Genomic DNA, 16640 nt, shown 5'->3' with positions numbered 1-16640 from the left:
CATGTCCCTGTATGAAGGTCCTGGCACCGGTCGACGGTTCGGAGTGTAGCACACGGGCGCTCCGGTTCGCAGCCGAGTTCGCACGCCGGTTCGAGGCCTCGCTTCACGTCGTCCACGTCACCGACGAAGAGACCGACGCGACAGAGGCCATCCTCCAGAACGCCCGCGAGATACTCGCCGAGGAAGACATCGACGACGACCCGGAACTGTCGACCGACGTGCGACTGGAGTTTCGTCCCGCCGACCGGGTGGGCAGGGACATCCTCGACCTCGTCGCCGAGCGCGGCTACGACCACGTCGTGATGGGTCACGAGAGCTCCGGCACCGTCGAACGCGCCATCCTCGGTAGCGCCGCCGAGACGGTGTTACGGTCGGAAGAAGTAGCTGTCACGGTCGTTCCCTAGTCGAAGCGACGGTCGAAACTGACGTCGATCTGGCGGCCGAGCCAGTCGAACGCGCGACCCACGTCGGGGTCGAACTCCTCCGGGAAGCCGTCCTCGACCACGTCGTGCTGTGGCTCACCGTACAGGTGTTTTTCGACGGTCTCCGCGCTGGTCTCGTGCTGTGGGTCCCCGTACAGCAGTTCGACCCGGGGAGTCTCCTCTTCGTCGTCTCGCTTCGTGCCTCGCTCTATGAGTCGAGTCAGCGTGATTCACCCCTCGACCTAACGATGGGTACGCGGGGTTTAATCCAGATTGACCGTTCACGCCGTTTTCGTTCGTTCAGAACGCCGATTCCTTCCGCAACTACTGGTTTCGTGACCACATTGCCGCATTACTGCCGTTTGGTCGCGAATTCCTGGATTACGCCGAGTAACGAACGATTGCCCGGTCGTCGCTCGCGCGTCGGTGCCAGTACAACGACCCCTTTTCGGTCGCCGTCGACGCTCGTCACCCCTCGTACTCGCTGGCGACGACTTCGCGGATGCGGTCGGCGGTCACCTCGCCGACGCCCTCCGCGTCCAGTAACGACTCCTTCTCCGCGGTCATCACCGCCTCGACGCTCCCGAACGTCGACAGCAGCGACCGCGCCGTCACCGGGCCGATGTCGGCGATGGCGGCGACGACGTACTCCTGCTGTTCGTCGAGCGTCTTGGCCTGCTTCTCGCCGTGGACCGACACCTCGCGGTCGGCCGACTCCTGTTCGCGGGTGGCGACGACCTCCAGCAGGTCGGCGGTGTCGTCCTCGCCGTCGGTCTGCAGGACGCTGACGCCGAAGTCGACCGCGAGCGACGACAGCGCGCCCCGAATCGCGTTCGGGTGGACGTTGCGCTGCTCGTACAGTCCCTCGCCCTCCAGCACCAGCACGGGCCGGGAGTAGTGGCGGGTCATGTCGCCGACCTGCTCGAACACCGAGCGGTCGCCGCCGACCAGCGAGTCGAGGAAGTCGCCCACCGTCTTGCGCTCGACCGCCACCCGGTCGCTGAGGATGTAGTCGCCCACCGCGAGCGTCTCGAGGCGCACGTCGACGCCGTCCCGGGCCGAGAGGTCGCGGGCGACGTTCGCGTCGAGTTCGCGCTGGTCGGCGACTATCTCGGTGTTCTCCTCGCCGCGCGCCGTGGCGACTGCGCCGTCGAGTTCGTCCGCGGACCGTCCCCCGGTCTCCTCGGCGAACTCCTCTAGGCCGTGGGCGACCTCGCTCGTGCCCGTCGCGTCCCCGTCGGCGGCCGCGCTCGTTCCGGAGTCGGTCGCGCCGCCCGGGTCGCTCGACGGGCCGTCCTCGAAGTCGCCGAGCGTCTGCTGGCTGTCGTCCAGTTGCTCCTCCACGTTGTCGGCGACGCCTTTCAGCGCGCGTAGTTCCTCCTCCATCTTGTCCTCGCGGCGCTTCGATATCCAGAAGTACGCCTCGTCGCGGGTGTCCTCGGCGAGCAGGACGACGACGCGGCCCTGGGCCTGTCGGCCGGTCCGGCCCTTTCGCTGGATGGACCGAACCGCCGTCGGCACGGGTTCGTAGAACAGCACGAGGTCGACCTCCGGAACGTCCAGGCCTTCCTCGGCGACCGACGTGGAGACCAGCACCTCGAACTCGCCGGCGCGGAACTCGTCGAGCGCCTCCTGCTGTTCTTTCTGGGTCATCCCGTCGCTGCCGTCCTTGTCCCCCTGCCCGACGAACCGCCGGGTGTCGAAGTGCTCGCCGAAGAACTCCGTCAGCGTCTCCGCGGTGTCCCGGGACTCGGTGAAGACGATGATGCGCTCGCCGCCGTCGACGAGCGCCTGTGCGACGTTCGCGTGGGCCTTCCGGAACTTCGGATGGCGCTCGTCGTACGCCTCGGCTTTCCGCATCGCCTCCTGTACCTTCGGCTCCGAGACGAACCGCTGGCTCGCCTTGGACGCGCCGGACGACCGCGCGGCGTTGCGCTGGCGCTCGAAGTAGCGACGCAGCGACTCGACGCTCTGGGTCTCGACGAGTTCGACCGCGCGCCGGAGCTTCATCACCTCCGCGTGCGCGGACATGCCCTTGTACCCCTCCGACTGGTCGTTGTCGATGAGCTTCTGGAGCTCTCCTCGTACCTTGTTCAGGTCCTTCTGGGAGACGTCCGGTCGGGTGGTGTTGACGACGCCGAGTTCCTTCAGCCGTTCGAGGCGGTCGCTGATGACCTCGTTCAGCGCGTCCCGAATCTCCAGGATGTCGTCGGGTAGTTCGACGCGCACCCACTCGACGTCCGTGTCGTGGGTGAACTCGGAGACGTCACTGTCCTCCTCGGTCATCACCTCGACCTCGCGGATGCCGAGGTTCTCACAGACCTCCAGGATGGTCTCCTCGTCGCCGCCGGGCGACGCGCTCATCCCCGTCACGAGCGGCGAGCGGGCGTCGGCGTGGTAGCGCTCGGCGATGTAGTTGTACGCGTAGTCGCCGGTCGCGCGATGGCACTCGTCGAACGTGACGTGGGTGACCGGGCCGAGGTCGATGCGCCCGCCGACGAGGTCGTTCTCGACGACCTGCGGCGTGGCGATGACGACCTGCGCGTCCTCCCAGAGTTCGGTGCGCTCCTCGGGCCGTACCTCGCCGGTGAACACGACGACGTCGTCCTCGGGAATCGCGAGCGCCTCCCGGTAGAACTCCGCGTGCTGGTTGACGAGCGGTTTCGTCGGCGCGAGCAGCAGCGACTTCCCGCCGACCTCGTTCAGTCGCTCGGCCGTGACGAGCAGGCTGACCGTCGTCTTCCCGAGCCCCGTCGGCAGGCAGACGAGCGTGTGGTGGTTGCGCGCGGTGCCGGCCAGTTGAATCTGGTAGAGCCGTCGCTCGATGAACTCCGGCGACAGCAGTGGGTGGTCCACGTAGTCTGTCTCCGCGTCCGTGGCAGCCATTCGAGGGACGTTTGGTCGTCCTGCAGTTAAAGGGTTCGCGTAGCAGGGTGAAAGTAAAGGCCGGCGTCGGTTATCCCCACCGGAGTGCTTCGGGGAGGTCGCCGAACCCGTCGCCGTCGTACCGGTGTGCGGCCCACCCGGCGCTTCTCGCGCCCTCGACGTCGGCGTCGGCGTCGCCGACCATCGCGTACTCGTCCGCCGGGAGTCGCTGCTCGGCGAGGCGGAACGGCGCGGGGTCGGGCTTGTGCGCGCCGGCCTCGTACGACGCGACGAACGCGTCGAAGAACTCCGCGAGACCGCTTGCCCGGAACTTCTCCCACTGCCACTCGCGGAGTCCGTTGGTGAGGACGCCGAGTTCGTACTCCTCGGCCAACCGCGAGAGCGCGGCGTCGGCGTCGTCCGGCGTCCGGCACGCCTCGACCTCGTGCGACCGGAGCGCGTCCGCCAGCGCCTCGGGGTCCGCGGCGACGTCGGTCTCGCCGAACGCGCGCCGAATCGGGTCCGACTTGCACGCCGTGAAGTTGGCGTAGAACGCGTCGCTGTAGGCTTCTAGCGCTCCGTCGGGCGTCTCGTCCGCGACCGCCTCGATAGCGTCGGCCAGGATGTCCTCGTAGTCCCGCCCGAACTCGACCAGGGTTCCGTCCAGGTCGAAAAAGATGGCTCGCATGGTCCCCGGTTCCGCGGGCGAGCCAATAAAGGTCACGTAGATTATGGGACGAGCCGACCGACGCCGTTCGAGCGAACGAACTCCACCCGGACGCCCGGCCGTCGTCCGTCGGGCCACCGTCCCCGGCCAGACCTGCCCGGCGACGGTCCGGGTACCGACGGCTCCGACTACGCCACGGTCGGCAGATACCGGACGCCGACGAACATCGCCACGCCCGCGCCGATGGGAATGGTGAGGTTGTCGTCGATGACGTAGCCCGCGACGACGGGCTTCACGCCGTCGGCCAGCGTGGCGACCAGCGCGCCCAGCACCGCGGCCAGCAACGGCAACCCCAGCAGCGAGGCGATGGTGACGCAGACGGCGAACGTGACGAGCAGCGTGTGCGCCGCCTTCACGCCGAGTTCGCCGGAGCCGAGGACGCCGCTGATGGGGTCGGCGATGGTGAGCATCAGTATCGCGGGGACGGCGACCCGCGGTTTGAACGCCAGCGCCGTCGCCGTCATCCCGAAGGCGTACAGCGCGTAGCCCGCGAGGTTCTCCTGTTCGTACTCGCGGGTGAGTTCGTCGAAGATACGCCAGTTCAGTCCGACGAACAGCCGGACGATTTCGAGCACGAGCGCGCTCGCGGAGCCCAGAACCAGCAGTCCCTGCAACTGCTGCCAGGTGACGAGGTCCAGCAGGTAGAGGGCGGGCATCCCCGTTCCGCTGACGTGCACGATACGACGCTTTATCTCGCTGCGCACGGCTCTACCGCAGGTCGTCGAACGAGAGCTCGCCGGCCCGGAGGTCGGCGAGCAGGTGCGGCAGGTCGTCGATGTCGACCCGCACCTGGTCGGTCGAGTCGCGCTCGCGCAGGGTGACGGTGTCCGCCTCCAGACTCTCGTAGTCGACCGTCACGCAGTACGGCGTGCCGACCTCGTCCTGGCGGCGGTAGCGCCGGCCGATGTTGCCCGAGTCGTCGTAGGTCACGTCGAGACCGCGAGCGCGCAGGTCGGCCGCGAGGTCGCGCGCCAGTTCGCCCATGCCGTCCTTGTCCATCATCGGGAACACGCCGACCGTGGTCGGGGCGATCTCTGGCGGGAGGCGCAGCACCTGGCGTCGTTCGCCGTCGACCTCGTCCGCGTCGAGGGCGTGGGCAAGCACGGTGTAGACCACGCGACCGACGCCGAACGCCGGTTCGATGACGTGGGGCGTGACGTGCTCCCCGCTCTCTTTGACCTCGTCGACGCTGAAGCCCGTCTTCTCGACGGGGACGGTGTACGCCTCGCCGTCGACCTCGACGGTGACGTCCTCGCTCTCGAACGCGGCCCGGTTGCGCTCGGCGAGCGTTTCGAGCGCGTCGGCCACGTCCGCGGCGGCACCGCCGAACTCCGGGCCGAGGTAGCTCATGTCGGGGTCCACCGTCACGCGCTCGACCGTCTTCGGCTCGTCGTACTGCTTGAAGACGGTGAAGTTGTCGTCGGCGTGGTCGGCGTGCTTCTTCAGGTCGTAGTCGGTCCGGTTGGCGACGCCCTCCAGTTCCACCCAGTCGCCCTCGATTTCGGCTTCCGCGTCCCAGCAGTCGCTGGCGTAGTGGGCGAGTTCGCCCGACAGGTGCTGGCGGAACCGGAACCGGTCCATGTCCACGCCGACGCGCTCGAACCAGCGCTTCGACACCGCGAGGAAGTACGCCACCCACTCGCCGTTGACGACGCCGGCGTCCAGCGCGTCCCGCGGCGTCAGGTACTCGTACTCCTCGCCGTCCGCCGCCTGGCGCTCGGCCGAGTAGAGCGGCAGTTCCACGTCCGCGACCGCGTCGAGGTCCGGCCGGTCCTCCTGGGGGTCGACGAACAGTTCCAGTTCCGCCATCGTGAACTCCCGGGCGCGCAGCAGGGCGTTCCGCGGGCTTATCTCGTTGCGGTAGCCGTTGCCGATCTGGGCGACGCCGAACGGAAGCTGGTTGCGGGCGTACTCCTTGAGCCGCGGGAACTCCACGAACATGCCCTGTGCGGTCTCGGGCCGGAGGTAGCCGGACTGGCCGCTGCCGGGGCCGATGGACGTCTCGAACATCAGGTTGAACTCTTCGACCGACTGGCCGGCGAGGTCCGCGCCGCAGGACGGACACTCCAGGTCGAGGTCCGCGAGCAGTTCCGCGACCTCCTCCGGCGGGTACGTCTCGGCGTCCTCGATGTCGCTCGCGTCCTCGACGAGGTGGTCGGCCCGGTGGCTCTCGCCGCACTCCTCACACTCGACGAGCATGTCGTCGAACCCGTCGAGGTGGCCGGACGCCTCGAAGACGGGTTCGGGCGTCACGGTGGGCGAGTCTATCTCGACGTTGCCCTCCCGGACGACGAACCGGTCTCGCCAGGACTCCTCGACGTTGCGCTTCAGCGACGCCCCCTGCGGGCCGTACGTGTAGAAACCGGCGACGCCGCCGTACGCCTCGTTCGCCTGGAAGAAGTAGCCCCGACGCTTCGCCAGTTCCACGAGGTCCGTCTCGCTCATCGCAACGCCTCCAGCAGGTTCACGTCCCGGACGACGCCGACCAGTTCGTCGCCCTGGACCAGCGGCACCTGCTCGATGTCGTGCCGGAGCATCGTCCGGGCGACGTCCCGGGCGGTCTTGCGCTCCGTGACCGTCACCACGTCGCCCGTCATGAACTCCTCGACGGGCGCGGAGGGAATCCTGACGTTCCGCGTCGGGATGTAGCTGTGACCGACCGACTTGATGCCCTCCCACATCCAGTCGTCGTCCTCGTCGGCGATGCTCCCGCCGGTGTCGTCCTCCCCCTCGACGACCTGCGCCACGTCGATGATGTCGACCTCCGTCAGGACGCCGTCCATCTCGCCCTCCTCGTCCAGCACGATGGCGTAGGGGAGGTTCGCGTAGAACAGCTCCCGCTCGGCGACCGTCAGCGGCGTCTCGACGTAGACGGTGTTCACGTCCCGGCTCGCCAGTTCGCCGACTTCGGTGTCGCCGTCGGCGTCCCCGTCGGCGATGGCCCGGACCACGTCGGTGACGGTGACGATGCCCTCCAGCCGACCGTCGACGACCGGCACGCGGCGCGTTCCCTCCTCGAGCATCAGCGCCGCCACCTCCTCGACGGTGGCGTCCTGCGTCGTCGTCGCCACCTCTCGCATCAGGATGGCGAGCTGGTCCTCGTCCGGGTTCTCGATGAGGTCGTCACGCGAGATGAGGCCGCGATACGTCTCGCCCTCGTCCGTCTCCTTGACGACCGGCACGGACGAGAACGACCGCTCCTGGAGATACTCTAGCACGTCGTCTCGGGTACCCGGTAGCTCGACCGTGACGACGTCGGAGCGAGGCGTCATCGCTTCGGCAACGTTCATACGCGCCGAGTACGGTTTCACCCTTCTTGTACCCTGCGAAGAACACGGTGGACGCCGTCGGCCGTCTGCGAGTTCGGCGCAGCCGCGCCGCCGTCGACTGTGTCCCCGATACGGGCCGCGAGCGACCGCTACTGCGGGCGCTGGCCGAGCGAACCGATGCGGTCGAGAAGAACTCGCGAGGGCCGTGAGGTCCCGACGCTTCGCCGACTACGCTTCGTCTTCGTCGTCGCCCACGTTCGCTTCGACCACGTAGTCTTCGTACCGCTGCGGGTCCGGGAAGAACTTCTCGTAGTCGTCGTGGCGGAACGAGCCGTGTACCGTCTCGTCGAGGGTCTGGACGTGACTGTACATCTCGTCTTCCCGCATTGCGGTCTTCACCAGCGCCGGGGCGTGCATCATCTCGTACGTTCCGGCGACGAGGATGACGGTCTCGGATTCGGGGTCCAGGAACTCGGTGAGCTGGAACACCCGCGACCCCATCTCGTTGCGGTAGACGCGGTACTTCGGGAACGACCCCGCCTCGAACGCCTCGGTGAACTCGTCGACGTAGTTGTCCGGGATGACGTAGACGAATCCGAATCGGTCGCTGTCGCCGGCTTCCGGGTGTTCCGGCGCGGTGTGACTCGCCGGAATCGCCACGACGTCCCAGCCCTCCGCTTCGAGTTCCTCGGCCGTCGCTTCCATGTCGTCGAGCGTGCGCTGCCAGGCGTCTTTCTCGACGTCGGCGTTGGCCGCGATACGCTCGGCGTAGTCGGGTCCCTCGTCGCCAGCTTCTGGCATACCGGCATGTCCGACTTCGAAGAGGTAAAGCCTGTTGCTACACGCCGACGCCGAAGACGGCCTCCATCGCGAACGACGTGCCGAGGACCGCGAGGCTGGAGATGAACAACTTCACGCCGGGCGACAGTCGCTCCTCGGGGGGAATGGAGTAGTGCGAGAGCGGTGGAATCCGCTGGACGGTCGACTGGAACGCCGTCTCCTCGCGCGACCCGATGCTCTGCTTGCTGTCCTCGCCGTCCCGCCGCATGATTTCGACCTCGTCGTCGGTCTTGGTGACGTCCCACGGCCGCTTGGGGCGCAACTGCAACGTCCCGTAGCCGAAAAGCAGGAGCCCGACGAGAAAGAGGGTGTACTTCACGCCGACCAGCCCCGCCCCGACGGCGAAACTGACGACGCTCCCGAACGCGAACACGACTCCGGTCACCGCTACGGAGTACACCACGGCGTCGAGCGCTTGCCGCAGGCGACGCGGTGACCGGTCGACGTGACTCATCAGCGATTGGCGTAGGGCGTGAACTCGTCCGGTTCGGTGTACTCCTCCAGGTGTCGGTGGCAGTGACTGAACCGGCCGGTGTCGCTGACCAGGTGGTCGTCGGGCGACTCGTCGTCGCAGATGCTACCGAACACGTCCCGGAGGTACTCACGGGCCTGTTCGTCGTCGTTGTCGTCGATGTAGGTGGCGGCCTCGTCGACGTGCTTCTGCACCGCTGGGGGAACGTCGATGTCGGCGAACAGTTCCTCCCGTATTTCGTCGATGTCGGAGTACCGCGTCGCCATCCCGAGCATCTCCCTCGCGCGCTCGGTCAGACTCCGGTCGGCGCGTTCGCGCTCGCGGACGACTTCGCGGAACACCTCGATGGCTATCCAGACATCGTCGTCCAGGTCCTGGAACTCGTCCGGCCGTATCTTCATCGGACAGCGCGTGCTGAACGGACAGCCCGAGGGCGGGTCGCGCGGACTCGGCGGCGTCCCGCGGAGCGTGATGCGTTCCCTGTCGCTCGTCGGGTCCGGGTCCGGGATGGCCGACAGCAGCGACCGCGTGTACGGGTTCTTCGGGTCGGCGAACAGCTCCTCGGTCTCGCCGATCTCCATGATGTGGCCGAGATACATCACGGCCACGCGGTCGCAGATGTGGCGGACGACAGAGAGGTCGTGGGCGATGAACAGGTAGGTCAGGCCGAACTCGTCCTGGAGGTCCTCCAGCAGGTTGAGTATCTGGGCCTGGACCGAGACGTCCAGCGCCGACACCGGCTCGTCGAGGACGACGAACTCCGGTTCGAGCGCCAGCGCCCGGGCGATGCCGACGCGCTGGCGCTGGCCGCCGGAGAACTGGTGGGGGTACCGGTAGTAGTGTTCCGGTCGGAGCCCGACCACGTCGAGCAGCTCTCGCACGCGAGAACGACGCTCCTTCGCGGTCTTCCAGTCGTGAACGTCCAGCGGTTCTCGGACGATTTCGCCGATGGTCATCCGGTCGTTGAGGCTGGACTCGGGGTCCTGGAACACCATCTGGCTGTTGCGCCGCCAGTTCTTCAGCTCGTCGCCGGAGAGCCGCGTCACGTCGGTGCCGTCGAACAGTACTTCGCCCTCGGTCGCGCTCTCCAGCTGGATGAGGGTGCGACCCAGGGTCGTCTTCCCGCAACCGGACTCGCCGACGAGTCCGAGCGTCTCGCCGCGCTCGATGTCGAACGAGACCCCGTCGACGGCCTTGACCGGGTTGTCTTCGATGAGGCCGCCCTCGCCGTAGTAGGTCTTCAGGTCGTTGACCTCGATGAGCGGCTCGCCTTCGGAGGCGGTGACCGTCTGTTCGGTCTGCCTTACGCTCTGTTCGCTCATATTCGTTCCTCGCTTTCGTTAGCTGCTTCGCGATGCGTCTCGACCGCCTGCTCTTTGGACACGTCCTCGGGATACAGCAAGCAGGCGGCGGTGTGGTCGTCGGTCTCCCCGTTGACGTCGACCGGAACCGGGTGGACCTTCTCGCACTCGTCGAACGCTTCCGGACACCGCGGTGCGAACCGACAGTACGTCGCCGGTTCGTTCGGCGTCGGCACGTCGCCCTCGATGGTCGAGAGCCGCTCCTTCCCCGGATTGTTGCCGGGGATGCTCTTCAACAGCCCCCGGGTGTAGGGGTGGCGCGGGTTCTCGAACAACTCGACGACCGGCGCCGTCTCGACGATTTCGCCCGCGTACATCACGTTCACGCGGTCGGCGATCTCCGCGATGACGCCCATGTCGTGAGTGATGAACATGATGGCGAGGTCGCGGTCCTCCTGGAGTTCCTGCAGGAGTTCGAGAATCTGGGCCTGGATGGTCACGTCCAGCGCGGTCGTCGGTTCGTCGCAGATGAGCAGTTCGGGGTCACAGGCCAGCGCCATGGCGATGACGGCGCGCTGGCGCATCCCACCCGAGAACTGGTGGGGGTACTCCTTGACCCGCCGCCCGGCGTCCGGGATACCGACTGCTTCGAGCAGGTTGATGGCTTCGTCGGTCGCCTCTGACCCGCGCAGGCCCTGGTGGAGGCGCAACGCCTCCTTGATCTGGTTCCCGACCGTGTAGACGGGGTTGAGACTCGTCAGCGGGTCCTGGAACACCATGGCGATGTCGCTACCCCGTAACTCGCGGTACTCCTTCTCGCTCTTGTCCGTCAGCTCTTCGCCGTCGAAGCGGATGCTACTACCGTCGAGAATGCGCCCCGGCGACTCGACGAGGCCCATGATGGAGCGTGCGGTGACGCTCTTGCCGGACCCCGACTCGCCGACGATGCCCACGGTTTCGCCGCGCTCGATGTCGAAGGAGACCCCGTCGACCGCGCGGATGACCTCCTTGTCCGTGAAGAACGCGGTCTGGAGGTCCTCGACTTCGAGCAGTGCGTCGCCGCGCGTCGCCGACTCGGTGTACTCTGTCGACGCCATTACGCACCACTCCCTCCAGCAGCGGCGACTTCGGAACCGCCGTCCTCGCCGGTGTCGCTCTTGGGGTCGATGGCGTCGCGGATGCCGTCACCGAGTGCGTTGAACGCAGTCACGATGAGCACGATCATGACGCCCGGCAGTATCGAGATGTGCCACGACTTCGTGGCCACGTACGCCTGTCCGACGTCGATAGCTCGCCCCCACTCGGGCGTCGGCGGATTGACGCCGAGACCCAGGAACGAGAGGCCGGCGACGGCGATGATGATGCCACCGAGACTCATCGAGGCGTACACTAGCAGGTAACCGAGGATGTAGGGTGCCATGTGTTTCTGCATCGTGATTCGTGGTTTCTGTCCGAAGCTCTTCGCGGCGTCTATCCATTCCTCTTCGGAGACCTGGAACGCGGGACCGCGCACCGCGCGCCACAGGAACGGCCACCCGGTGCCGGCGAATATCAGCGCCAGTACCGCCGCTCCGTTGTATATGTTCGCTATCCAGGTGCCCTGCAGGACGTACGCCAGCAACAGCAGCAACAGCAACCGCGGCAGCGACATGATGGAGTCGCCGACGATGACGACGGCGAGGTCGATGAGGCCCTTGTAGTAGGCCGTCAGTAGCGCGAACCCGGCCGCGAGGAGCGCACTCAGTCCGATGGCGGTGACGCCGATGAACAGCGACACGCGCGCTCCGTGGACGATGAAGGTGAACAGGTCCTTGCCGGTCGGGAGCGTCCCCATCGGATGGAACCGACCGTAGTCGTCGTAGGTCATGAGGCCCACGTTGTTCGTCCCGTCGGACCCGCTGTACAGGTTGGCCTGGCCGACGGTGACCGTCTCGACCTGTCCGGTTTCGGTCAGGTACTTCAGCTCGTGAGCGTAGGGGTTCTGTATGTTCTGTTCGATCGTCGTCGGCCCGAGCGCCGGCGCGAAGAGGGCCATCACGAGGAACGTGAACACGATAATCGCACCGAACAGCCCCCAGTGGTGGTTGCGGAACCGGTCGATGACGTCGTCACGCGGCGTCCAGTCCGCGTACCGGTAGTGACGGCGGTACGTGAGGTAGCCCTTCCAGAGCCACCCCAGCCACACGAGCGTGTACACGTACACGAGAACGACGCGGAGCCCCCAGACGTACGCCGGGGCCAGGTCGAGGAACGTCCCCTCCCACCCGCCGCCGGGCTGGCGCCAGCCCTGGTTGTCGAAGATGTCCCGCGTGAGCAGCGTCGGCAGGTTCGCCAGCGCATCGCCGACGGCGGCCAGCGGCGCGAACAGCGGCTGTACGGCATCGGGAAGCCTGTTCACCACCAGCTCCCACGGCATCGCCATCACGGTGTTAGCCACCGCGCCGAACTCCACGGCGAGCAGTGCGGCGGCGCCCAGCAACCACACCGTCGCCGGGTGCGGGTTCTCGCTGACTCGTTCGCCGAGCGTCTTCTCGCTCTCGTCGTCTGAAATACTCACGTCAGGCACCTCCCTCGTAGCCGACACGCGGATCGATCAGCGTGTACAGCAGGTCTTGTAGGATGTTGATGAACACGACTAGCAGGATGAAGATGAACATCAGCGACCCGACCAGGGGCAGGTCACCCTGTATGACCGCCTGGAAGAACAGGTAGCCGATGCCGTTGATACCGAACACGATCTCGACGAGGACGGACCCGCCGATTAGCAGGAACGCCTCGCCGGTGATTATCGGCACCAGCGGGATGAGCGCGTTCCGGAAGATGTGCTTCCAGACGAGCGACCGCGGCGGTACGCCCTTCGCGCGCGCCGTCTCGATGAAGTTCGAGTTCACCGTCTCCAGTACCGCCGTCCGGCCGATACGCATCTCGTTGCCCATCGACGCCGAGCCGAGGACGATCGCCGCGGGTGCGACCATCTTGATCGCGTAGATGAGGTTCGACGGATCGGTGAGGGGACCGGCTCCCAGCGGATTACCGACGACGTTCACCGGAACGATCCAGTTCTGCCAGTCGAAGCCGAACAGCACCTTCTCGGAGTTCGAGAGGACCTGCATCAGGAGCACCGCCAGCCAGAAGTTTGGCATCGCACGCCAGACGATTCCGCCGAACGACGCGACGTAGTCGCTCCACGTGTTCGGGTTGAGTCCGGCGTAGAATCCGAGCGGAATGCCGATGAAGAGGGCGATGAGGACCGACCAGAATCCGAGCCACAGCGTTCGCGGCGCGTAGCTGCCGACCAGCGAGTACACGCTCGTGTCCGGTTGGACGACCCACGAGTCGCCCAGGTCGAGCGTGAACATGTTGGTCATGTAGTCGATGTACTGTTGCCAGAGCGGTTGGTTGAGCCCGAGCTGGCTAGCGATGCGCTGGTACGCCTGTGGGTTCCCCTTGGGGCCAAGAATCGCCGCCACCGGGTCGACGGGACCCATGCGGATGACGACGAACGTTATCGACGCTCCGAACACCAGAATCGGAATCGATAGCAACAGGCGACGGCCGAAGTACCGCCAGCGGCTCATGGCGGTCGGCTCACCTCCGCGTCTTTCCTGTCAGCCCTGTATCTCGAGTTGCACCCAGTATGAACCGCTTTCATGACTGATTCGTATGCGAATTTCGTGCTCTCATCATTATGTCTTGCGATAACCTCCCCCACTTTTCGGGCAGTGAGGCGGCTACTACTGCTTCTTACGAAAAATGAAGCTCTTGACGGCGTTACTACTTGTTGTTGAGCTGCACCTTGTTGTACATTTGGCGACTGAAGTCAGCACCACCGTACTTGGGTGCGTCGACGTGCTCGTAGGTGAAGCGCTCCGAGAGGTCGTGGTACATGTTGAGGAAGACCACGTCGTCCCAGTTGGCCTCCTCCATGGCGACGTACGCCTCGTTGCGCTTCTTCGTCGCGGCGTCCGTCGGCGCGGTGTTGTTCTGGATCTTGTCCCAGGCCTGGGTCGCCTTCTCCGACGCTTCCGTTCCCGACCAGTTGGTGTACGAGATGGGCGAGGATTTCGAGGTGTCCGACAGCGGCGGGTACAGAAGTTGCAGGAAGTTGTCCGGTGCCGGCCAGTCCATGATCCAGCCCAGCGAGTACGCCTGCAGGTTGCCCTTGCGACCGCGCTGGAGGAGCGTGGAGAACGGAGCCTTCTCGACGTTCATCTCGATGTGGGCGGACTGCAGCTTGTCACGGATGAGCTTGCCCACCTTCGGCCACGTGCTCGAGGACTGGTACACCGTGAAGGTGAACTTGAACGGGTTACCCTTGCCGTACTCGGTCTCCTCCTCGATGAGCTTCTGGGCCTTCTGGAGCTGCTCCTCGTTGTACCCGTACGGATAGTTGTTCTTCGCGTGCTGCTCGTACTGCTTCGCGCCGCCCGGATAGATCATCGGCGGCGTGAAGTGGTACGACGGCTCCCCGCGCTGCTTGAAGATCTCCTTGACGATGGTCTCTTGATTGACGGCGTACGCGACGGCCTTCCGAACCGGCTTCGGCACCGCGTTCGTGTTGAAGCCGATGTAGTAAGAGCCGATGGTCGAGACGCCGAGGTAGTCCAGCGTGTTCCCCGCCACCGGACCGTACTTCCCGACGGTGCGACCGAGGTCGTCGGTGCTGGTGTTTTTGATATTCTTCGGGTTGTACTGGGAGGTCGGGAGGTCGCCGCCGTAGGCGATGTCGACGTTCTGGTTCTCGAACGCGTACGTGTAGCGCGTGTTCGAGTCGGAGAGGATCTTCCAGTGGACGCTGTCGACCTTCGCCTTCTCGCCGTGGTAGTCCTCGAACTTGTCGACCTTGGCTTCCTGGTTGCTCTGCCACTTGCCGAACTTGAACGGGCCCGCCCCGATGGGGTTCTTCGTGGCGAACTTGCTGTACTTCATCTCGCCGTCGGCGCCCTTGATGTCGCCGACGATGCCCTTCGGAATGACGGCGAACGAGGTGTACGCCAGCATCTCGAGCGTGGAGTGGAACGGCTCCTCCAGTTCCAGCTCCACCGTGTACTTGTCCTTCTTCCGGACGCCGAGCGTGCCCGGCTTCGCGACTTCCATCTCCTCCTCCTCGCCGTCGGAGTTCGTGTACGTGACCGTCTTGGTCTCGTGTTTGACGCCGATGGAATCGAGGACGAAGTACGCGCGCCGGGAGTTCTTCGACATTGCCAGGCGCTTCCAGGAGTAGACGACGTCCTCCGCGGTGACCTCGCCGTAGTCACCGTGGAACTGGACGCCTTCCTTGAGCTTGAGGGTGTACGTCCTCTTGTCGTCCGACAGGGAGTGGCTCTTGGCGATGAGATTTTTGACGTTCGTCTCCCCGTTCGGGTAGTTCATCAGCGGGTCGAATATTTGCTGGATGACCGTGCCGGAGGCCGTGTCCGTGGCCTTGATCGGGTCCAGCGTGGTCATCGTGGAGTTGATGAGACTCAGCTGATTCCCGCTGTTCTGGTTGTTGTTGTTATTGTTGCTGTTGTTGTTGTTGTCACCCGTGCAGCCCGCGACCGCAGCCGCGGTCGCTGCACCGCCAGTCGCTTTCAGAAACCGCCGACGGGTCAGGTTGTCAGTATCTGTCATCCAAAGTCTGGTTGTGTGTCATAGTGGATAAACTTACCGCTTGGAATCCCGACCATTACCGTCTTAAACCGGCGGTTTATTGCAGAAGCAATCCTCTCCGTGTTTTTCTCCGAAAATAGCATCATTTCTACCTGTAAAATAATCATTCTGCCACGTCTATCTGACAAGACCGTGCGTTTCGAGTCACGGAAACGACCAGTAGAATCGATATAACGTGAATGTTAATGACGTATTGGTCGCGTTTCGCCGAACAATGTCAACGTTCACCGACTGTTTCCTCGTCGAGTAGTGTCACTCGCTAGCTAGTGTTACGCAATTTCGGAGGTCTTATATCTCGTGGTATAGACTCTCAAAGTATGACGCCGGATACGGCTGCAGTGTCGGCACCGGTCGTGAACGACGCCGAGGTCATGGCCTCGGTGGACGACGACGGTGACGGAGAGCGACTCGTCATCGCCGACATCACCTGCGACAGTGCGTGGATCTCTATGCCGGTAGCGAACACTGCCTCGATTCCGGACTGGCGATAGTCCCCGACGAACAGCCCCCCGACCTTCCATCGTTTTTTCGTGGTCGACTCCGCGACGACCAGTCGCGCCACCCGTACGTTCGGACGTCGACGAGCCGTTCGAGAACCCGACGGGGTCGCTCGGCGACGGAAACGCGACGATACTCAACCTTTTTTGCCCCTGCCGGAACTGAAGACAGATATGGACTATCGGGAGGTCTCCGGGGAGCGGGAGTTCGTCGCTCGACTCGGACACGGTGCGGACTGGCGCGAAGAGATAGAGTCGCTCGCCGACGACGAAGGCATCGACGCGGCCTGGTTCGTCGGCATGGGCGCGGTCCAGGACGCCGACGTCTGGTACTACGACCAGGACGACCAGGAGTATCACGAAGTGAGTTTCGACGAGCCGATGGAGGTGGCCGCCTGCGTCGGTAACGTCTCGCTGCTGGACGGCGAGCGATTCGCCCACACCCACGCGGTGCTCTCGCGTGAGTCCGGACAGGCGCTCGCGGGCCATCTCGACTCGGCGACGGTCTTCGCCGGCGAACTGTACGTGCGAACGTTCGACGAACCGCTGGTTCGCGAACGCGACGAACCGACCGACCTCGACCTCTGGCTGTAGT

Annotated in this window: 16 protein-coding genes; 4 read left to right on the top strand and 12 right to left on the bottom strand. The window is 65.2% G+C overall.

Annotation, left to right across the window (positions count from 1 at the left end; genetic code table 11):
* Nucleotides 1-11 precede the first annotated feature (11 nt).
* The gene (locus ACRYA2_RS13250; RefSeq protein ID WP_433628812.1) at nucleotides 12-404 is read left to right on the top strand and encodes a universal stress protein; all 393 of its coding nucleotides are present in this window, start codon (nucleotides 12-14) and stop codon (nucleotides 402-404) included.
* A 486-nt stretch (nucleotides 405-890) separates the two neighbouring features.
* Here ACRYA2_RS13250 and ACRYA2_RS13245 read toward each other — a convergent pair whose 3' ends face one another.
* The 5 genes from ACRYA2_RS13245 to ACRYA2_RS13225 form a co-directional block, all read right to left on the bottom strand.
* Nucleotides 891-3308 (bottom strand): DEAD/DEAH box helicase, encoded by a 2418-nt coding sequence (locus ACRYA2_RS13245; RefSeq protein WP_433628809.1) that lies wholly within the window; start codon nucleotides 3306-3308, stop codon nucleotides 891-893.
* Between the two features lie 70 nt (nucleotides 3309-3378).
* Nucleotides 3379-3975, bottom strand: a complete 597-nt coding sequence (locus tag ACRYA2_RS13240; protein WP_433628806.1) for an HAD family hydrolase — start codon at nucleotides 3973-3975, stop codon at nucleotides 3379-3381.
* Between the two features lie 167 nt (nucleotides 3976-4142).
* Entirely contained in the window at nucleotides 4143-4718 is a 576-nt protein-coding gene (locus ACRYA2_RS13235) for a dolichol kinase (RefSeq protein ID WP_433628804.1), read from the bottom strand.
* Nucleotides 4719-4722: 4 nt separating this feature from the next.
* Nucleotides 4723-6459: a glycine--tRNA ligase gene (gene glyS / locus ACRYA2_RS13230; protein ID WP_433628802.1), complete on the bottom strand. Its 1737-nt coding sequence runs from the start codon at nucleotides 6457-6459 to the stop codon at nucleotides 4723-4725.
* Entirely contained in the window at nucleotides 6456-7304 is an 849-nt protein-coding gene (locus ACRYA2_RS13225; protein ID WP_433628800.1) for a CBS domain-containing protein, read from the bottom strand. The genes glyS and ACRYA2_RS13225 overlap by 4 nt, the downstream gene beginning before the upstream one ends.
* Nucleotides 7305-7330: 26 nt before the next feature.
* Between ACRYA2_RS13225 and ACRYA2_RS13220 the strand changes: the two genes are divergently transcribed.
* Complete coding sequence (locus ACRYA2_RS13220; RefSeq protein WP_433628797.1) at nucleotides 7331-7492, top strand: hypothetical protein; 162 nt, start codon at nucleotides 7331-7333, stop codon at nucleotides 7490-7492.
* A 19-nt stretch (nucleotides 7493-7511) separates the two neighbouring features.
* Here ACRYA2_RS13220 and ACRYA2_RS13215 read toward each other — a convergent pair whose 3' ends face one another.
* From ACRYA2_RS13215 to ACRYA2_RS13185, 7 genes are all read right to left on the bottom strand, one after another.
* Nucleotides 7512-8084: a DUF7529 family protein gene (locus ACRYA2_RS13215; RefSeq protein WP_433628795.1), complete on the bottom strand. Its 573-nt coding sequence runs from the start codon at nucleotides 8082-8084 to the stop codon at nucleotides 7512-7514.
* 37 nt (nucleotides 8085-8121) lie between these two features.
* A complete protein-coding gene (locus ACRYA2_RS13210; protein ID WP_433628792.1) occupies nucleotides 8122-8577 on the bottom strand; it encodes a DUF7555 family protein in 456 nt (151 codons plus the stop codon).
* Nucleotides 8577-9917 carry an ABC transporter ATP-binding protein gene (locus ACRYA2_RS13205; protein ID WP_433628789.1) on the bottom strand — a complete coding sequence of 447 codons (1341 nt, stop codon included), beginning with the start codon at nucleotides 9915-9917 and terminating at the stop codon, nucleotides 8577-8579. Before ACRYA2_RS13205 ends, ACRYA2_RS13210 begins: the two co-directional genes overlap by 1 nt.
* On the bottom strand, nucleotides 9914-10993 hold the full coding sequence (locus ACRYA2_RS13200) for an ABC transporter ATP-binding protein (protein WP_433628786.1): 1080 nt from the start codon (nucleotides 10991-10993) through the stop codon (nucleotides 9914-9916). Before ACRYA2_RS13200 ends, ACRYA2_RS13205 begins: the two co-directional genes overlap by 4 nt.
* Nucleotides 10993-12453 carry an ABC transporter permease gene (locus ACRYA2_RS13195; RefSeq protein ID WP_433628784.1) on the bottom strand — a complete coding sequence of 487 codons (1461 nt, stop codon included), beginning with the start codon at nucleotides 12451-12453 and terminating at the stop codon, nucleotides 10993-10995. The genes ACRYA2_RS13200 and ACRYA2_RS13195 overlap by 1 nt, the downstream gene beginning before the upstream one ends.
* Nucleotide 12454: 1 nt before the next feature.
* Nucleotides 12455-13474 (bottom strand): ABC transporter permease, encoded by a 1020-nt coding sequence (locus ACRYA2_RS13190; protein ID WP_433628782.1) that lies wholly within the window; start codon nucleotides 13472-13474, stop codon nucleotides 12455-12457.
* Nucleotides 13475-13670: 196 nt separating this feature from the next.
* Nucleotides 13671-15509 carry an ABC transporter substrate-binding protein gene (locus ACRYA2_RS13185; RefSeq protein ID WP_433628779.1) on the bottom strand — a complete coding sequence of 613 codons (1839 nt, stop codon included), beginning with the start codon at nucleotides 15507-15509 and terminating at the stop codon, nucleotides 13671-13673.
* Between the two features lie 356 nt (nucleotides 15510-15865).
* On the opposite strand from ACRYA2_RS13185, the gene ACRYA2_RS13180 reads away from it, so the two are divergent.
* Together ACRYA2_RS13180 and ACRYA2_RS13175 are read left to right on the top strand one after the other, a co-directional pair.
* Nucleotides 15866-16039 (top strand): DUF7556 family protein, encoded by a 174-nt coding sequence (locus tag ACRYA2_RS13180; protein ID WP_433628776.1) that lies wholly within the window; start codon nucleotides 15866-15868, stop codon nucleotides 16037-16039.
* 180 nt (nucleotides 16040-16219) lie between these two features.
* On the top strand, nucleotides 16220-16639 hold the full coding sequence (locus tag ACRYA2_RS13175; RefSeq protein ID WP_433628773.1) for a PPC domain-containing DNA-binding protein: 420 nt from the start codon (nucleotides 16220-16222) through the stop codon (nucleotides 16637-16639).
* Nucleotide 16640: the final 1 nt, after the last annotated feature.

The organism is Halomicrococcus pelagicus, from assembly GCF_050954125.1.
This window is presented reverse-complemented; position numbering and strand designations above follow the sequence as displayed.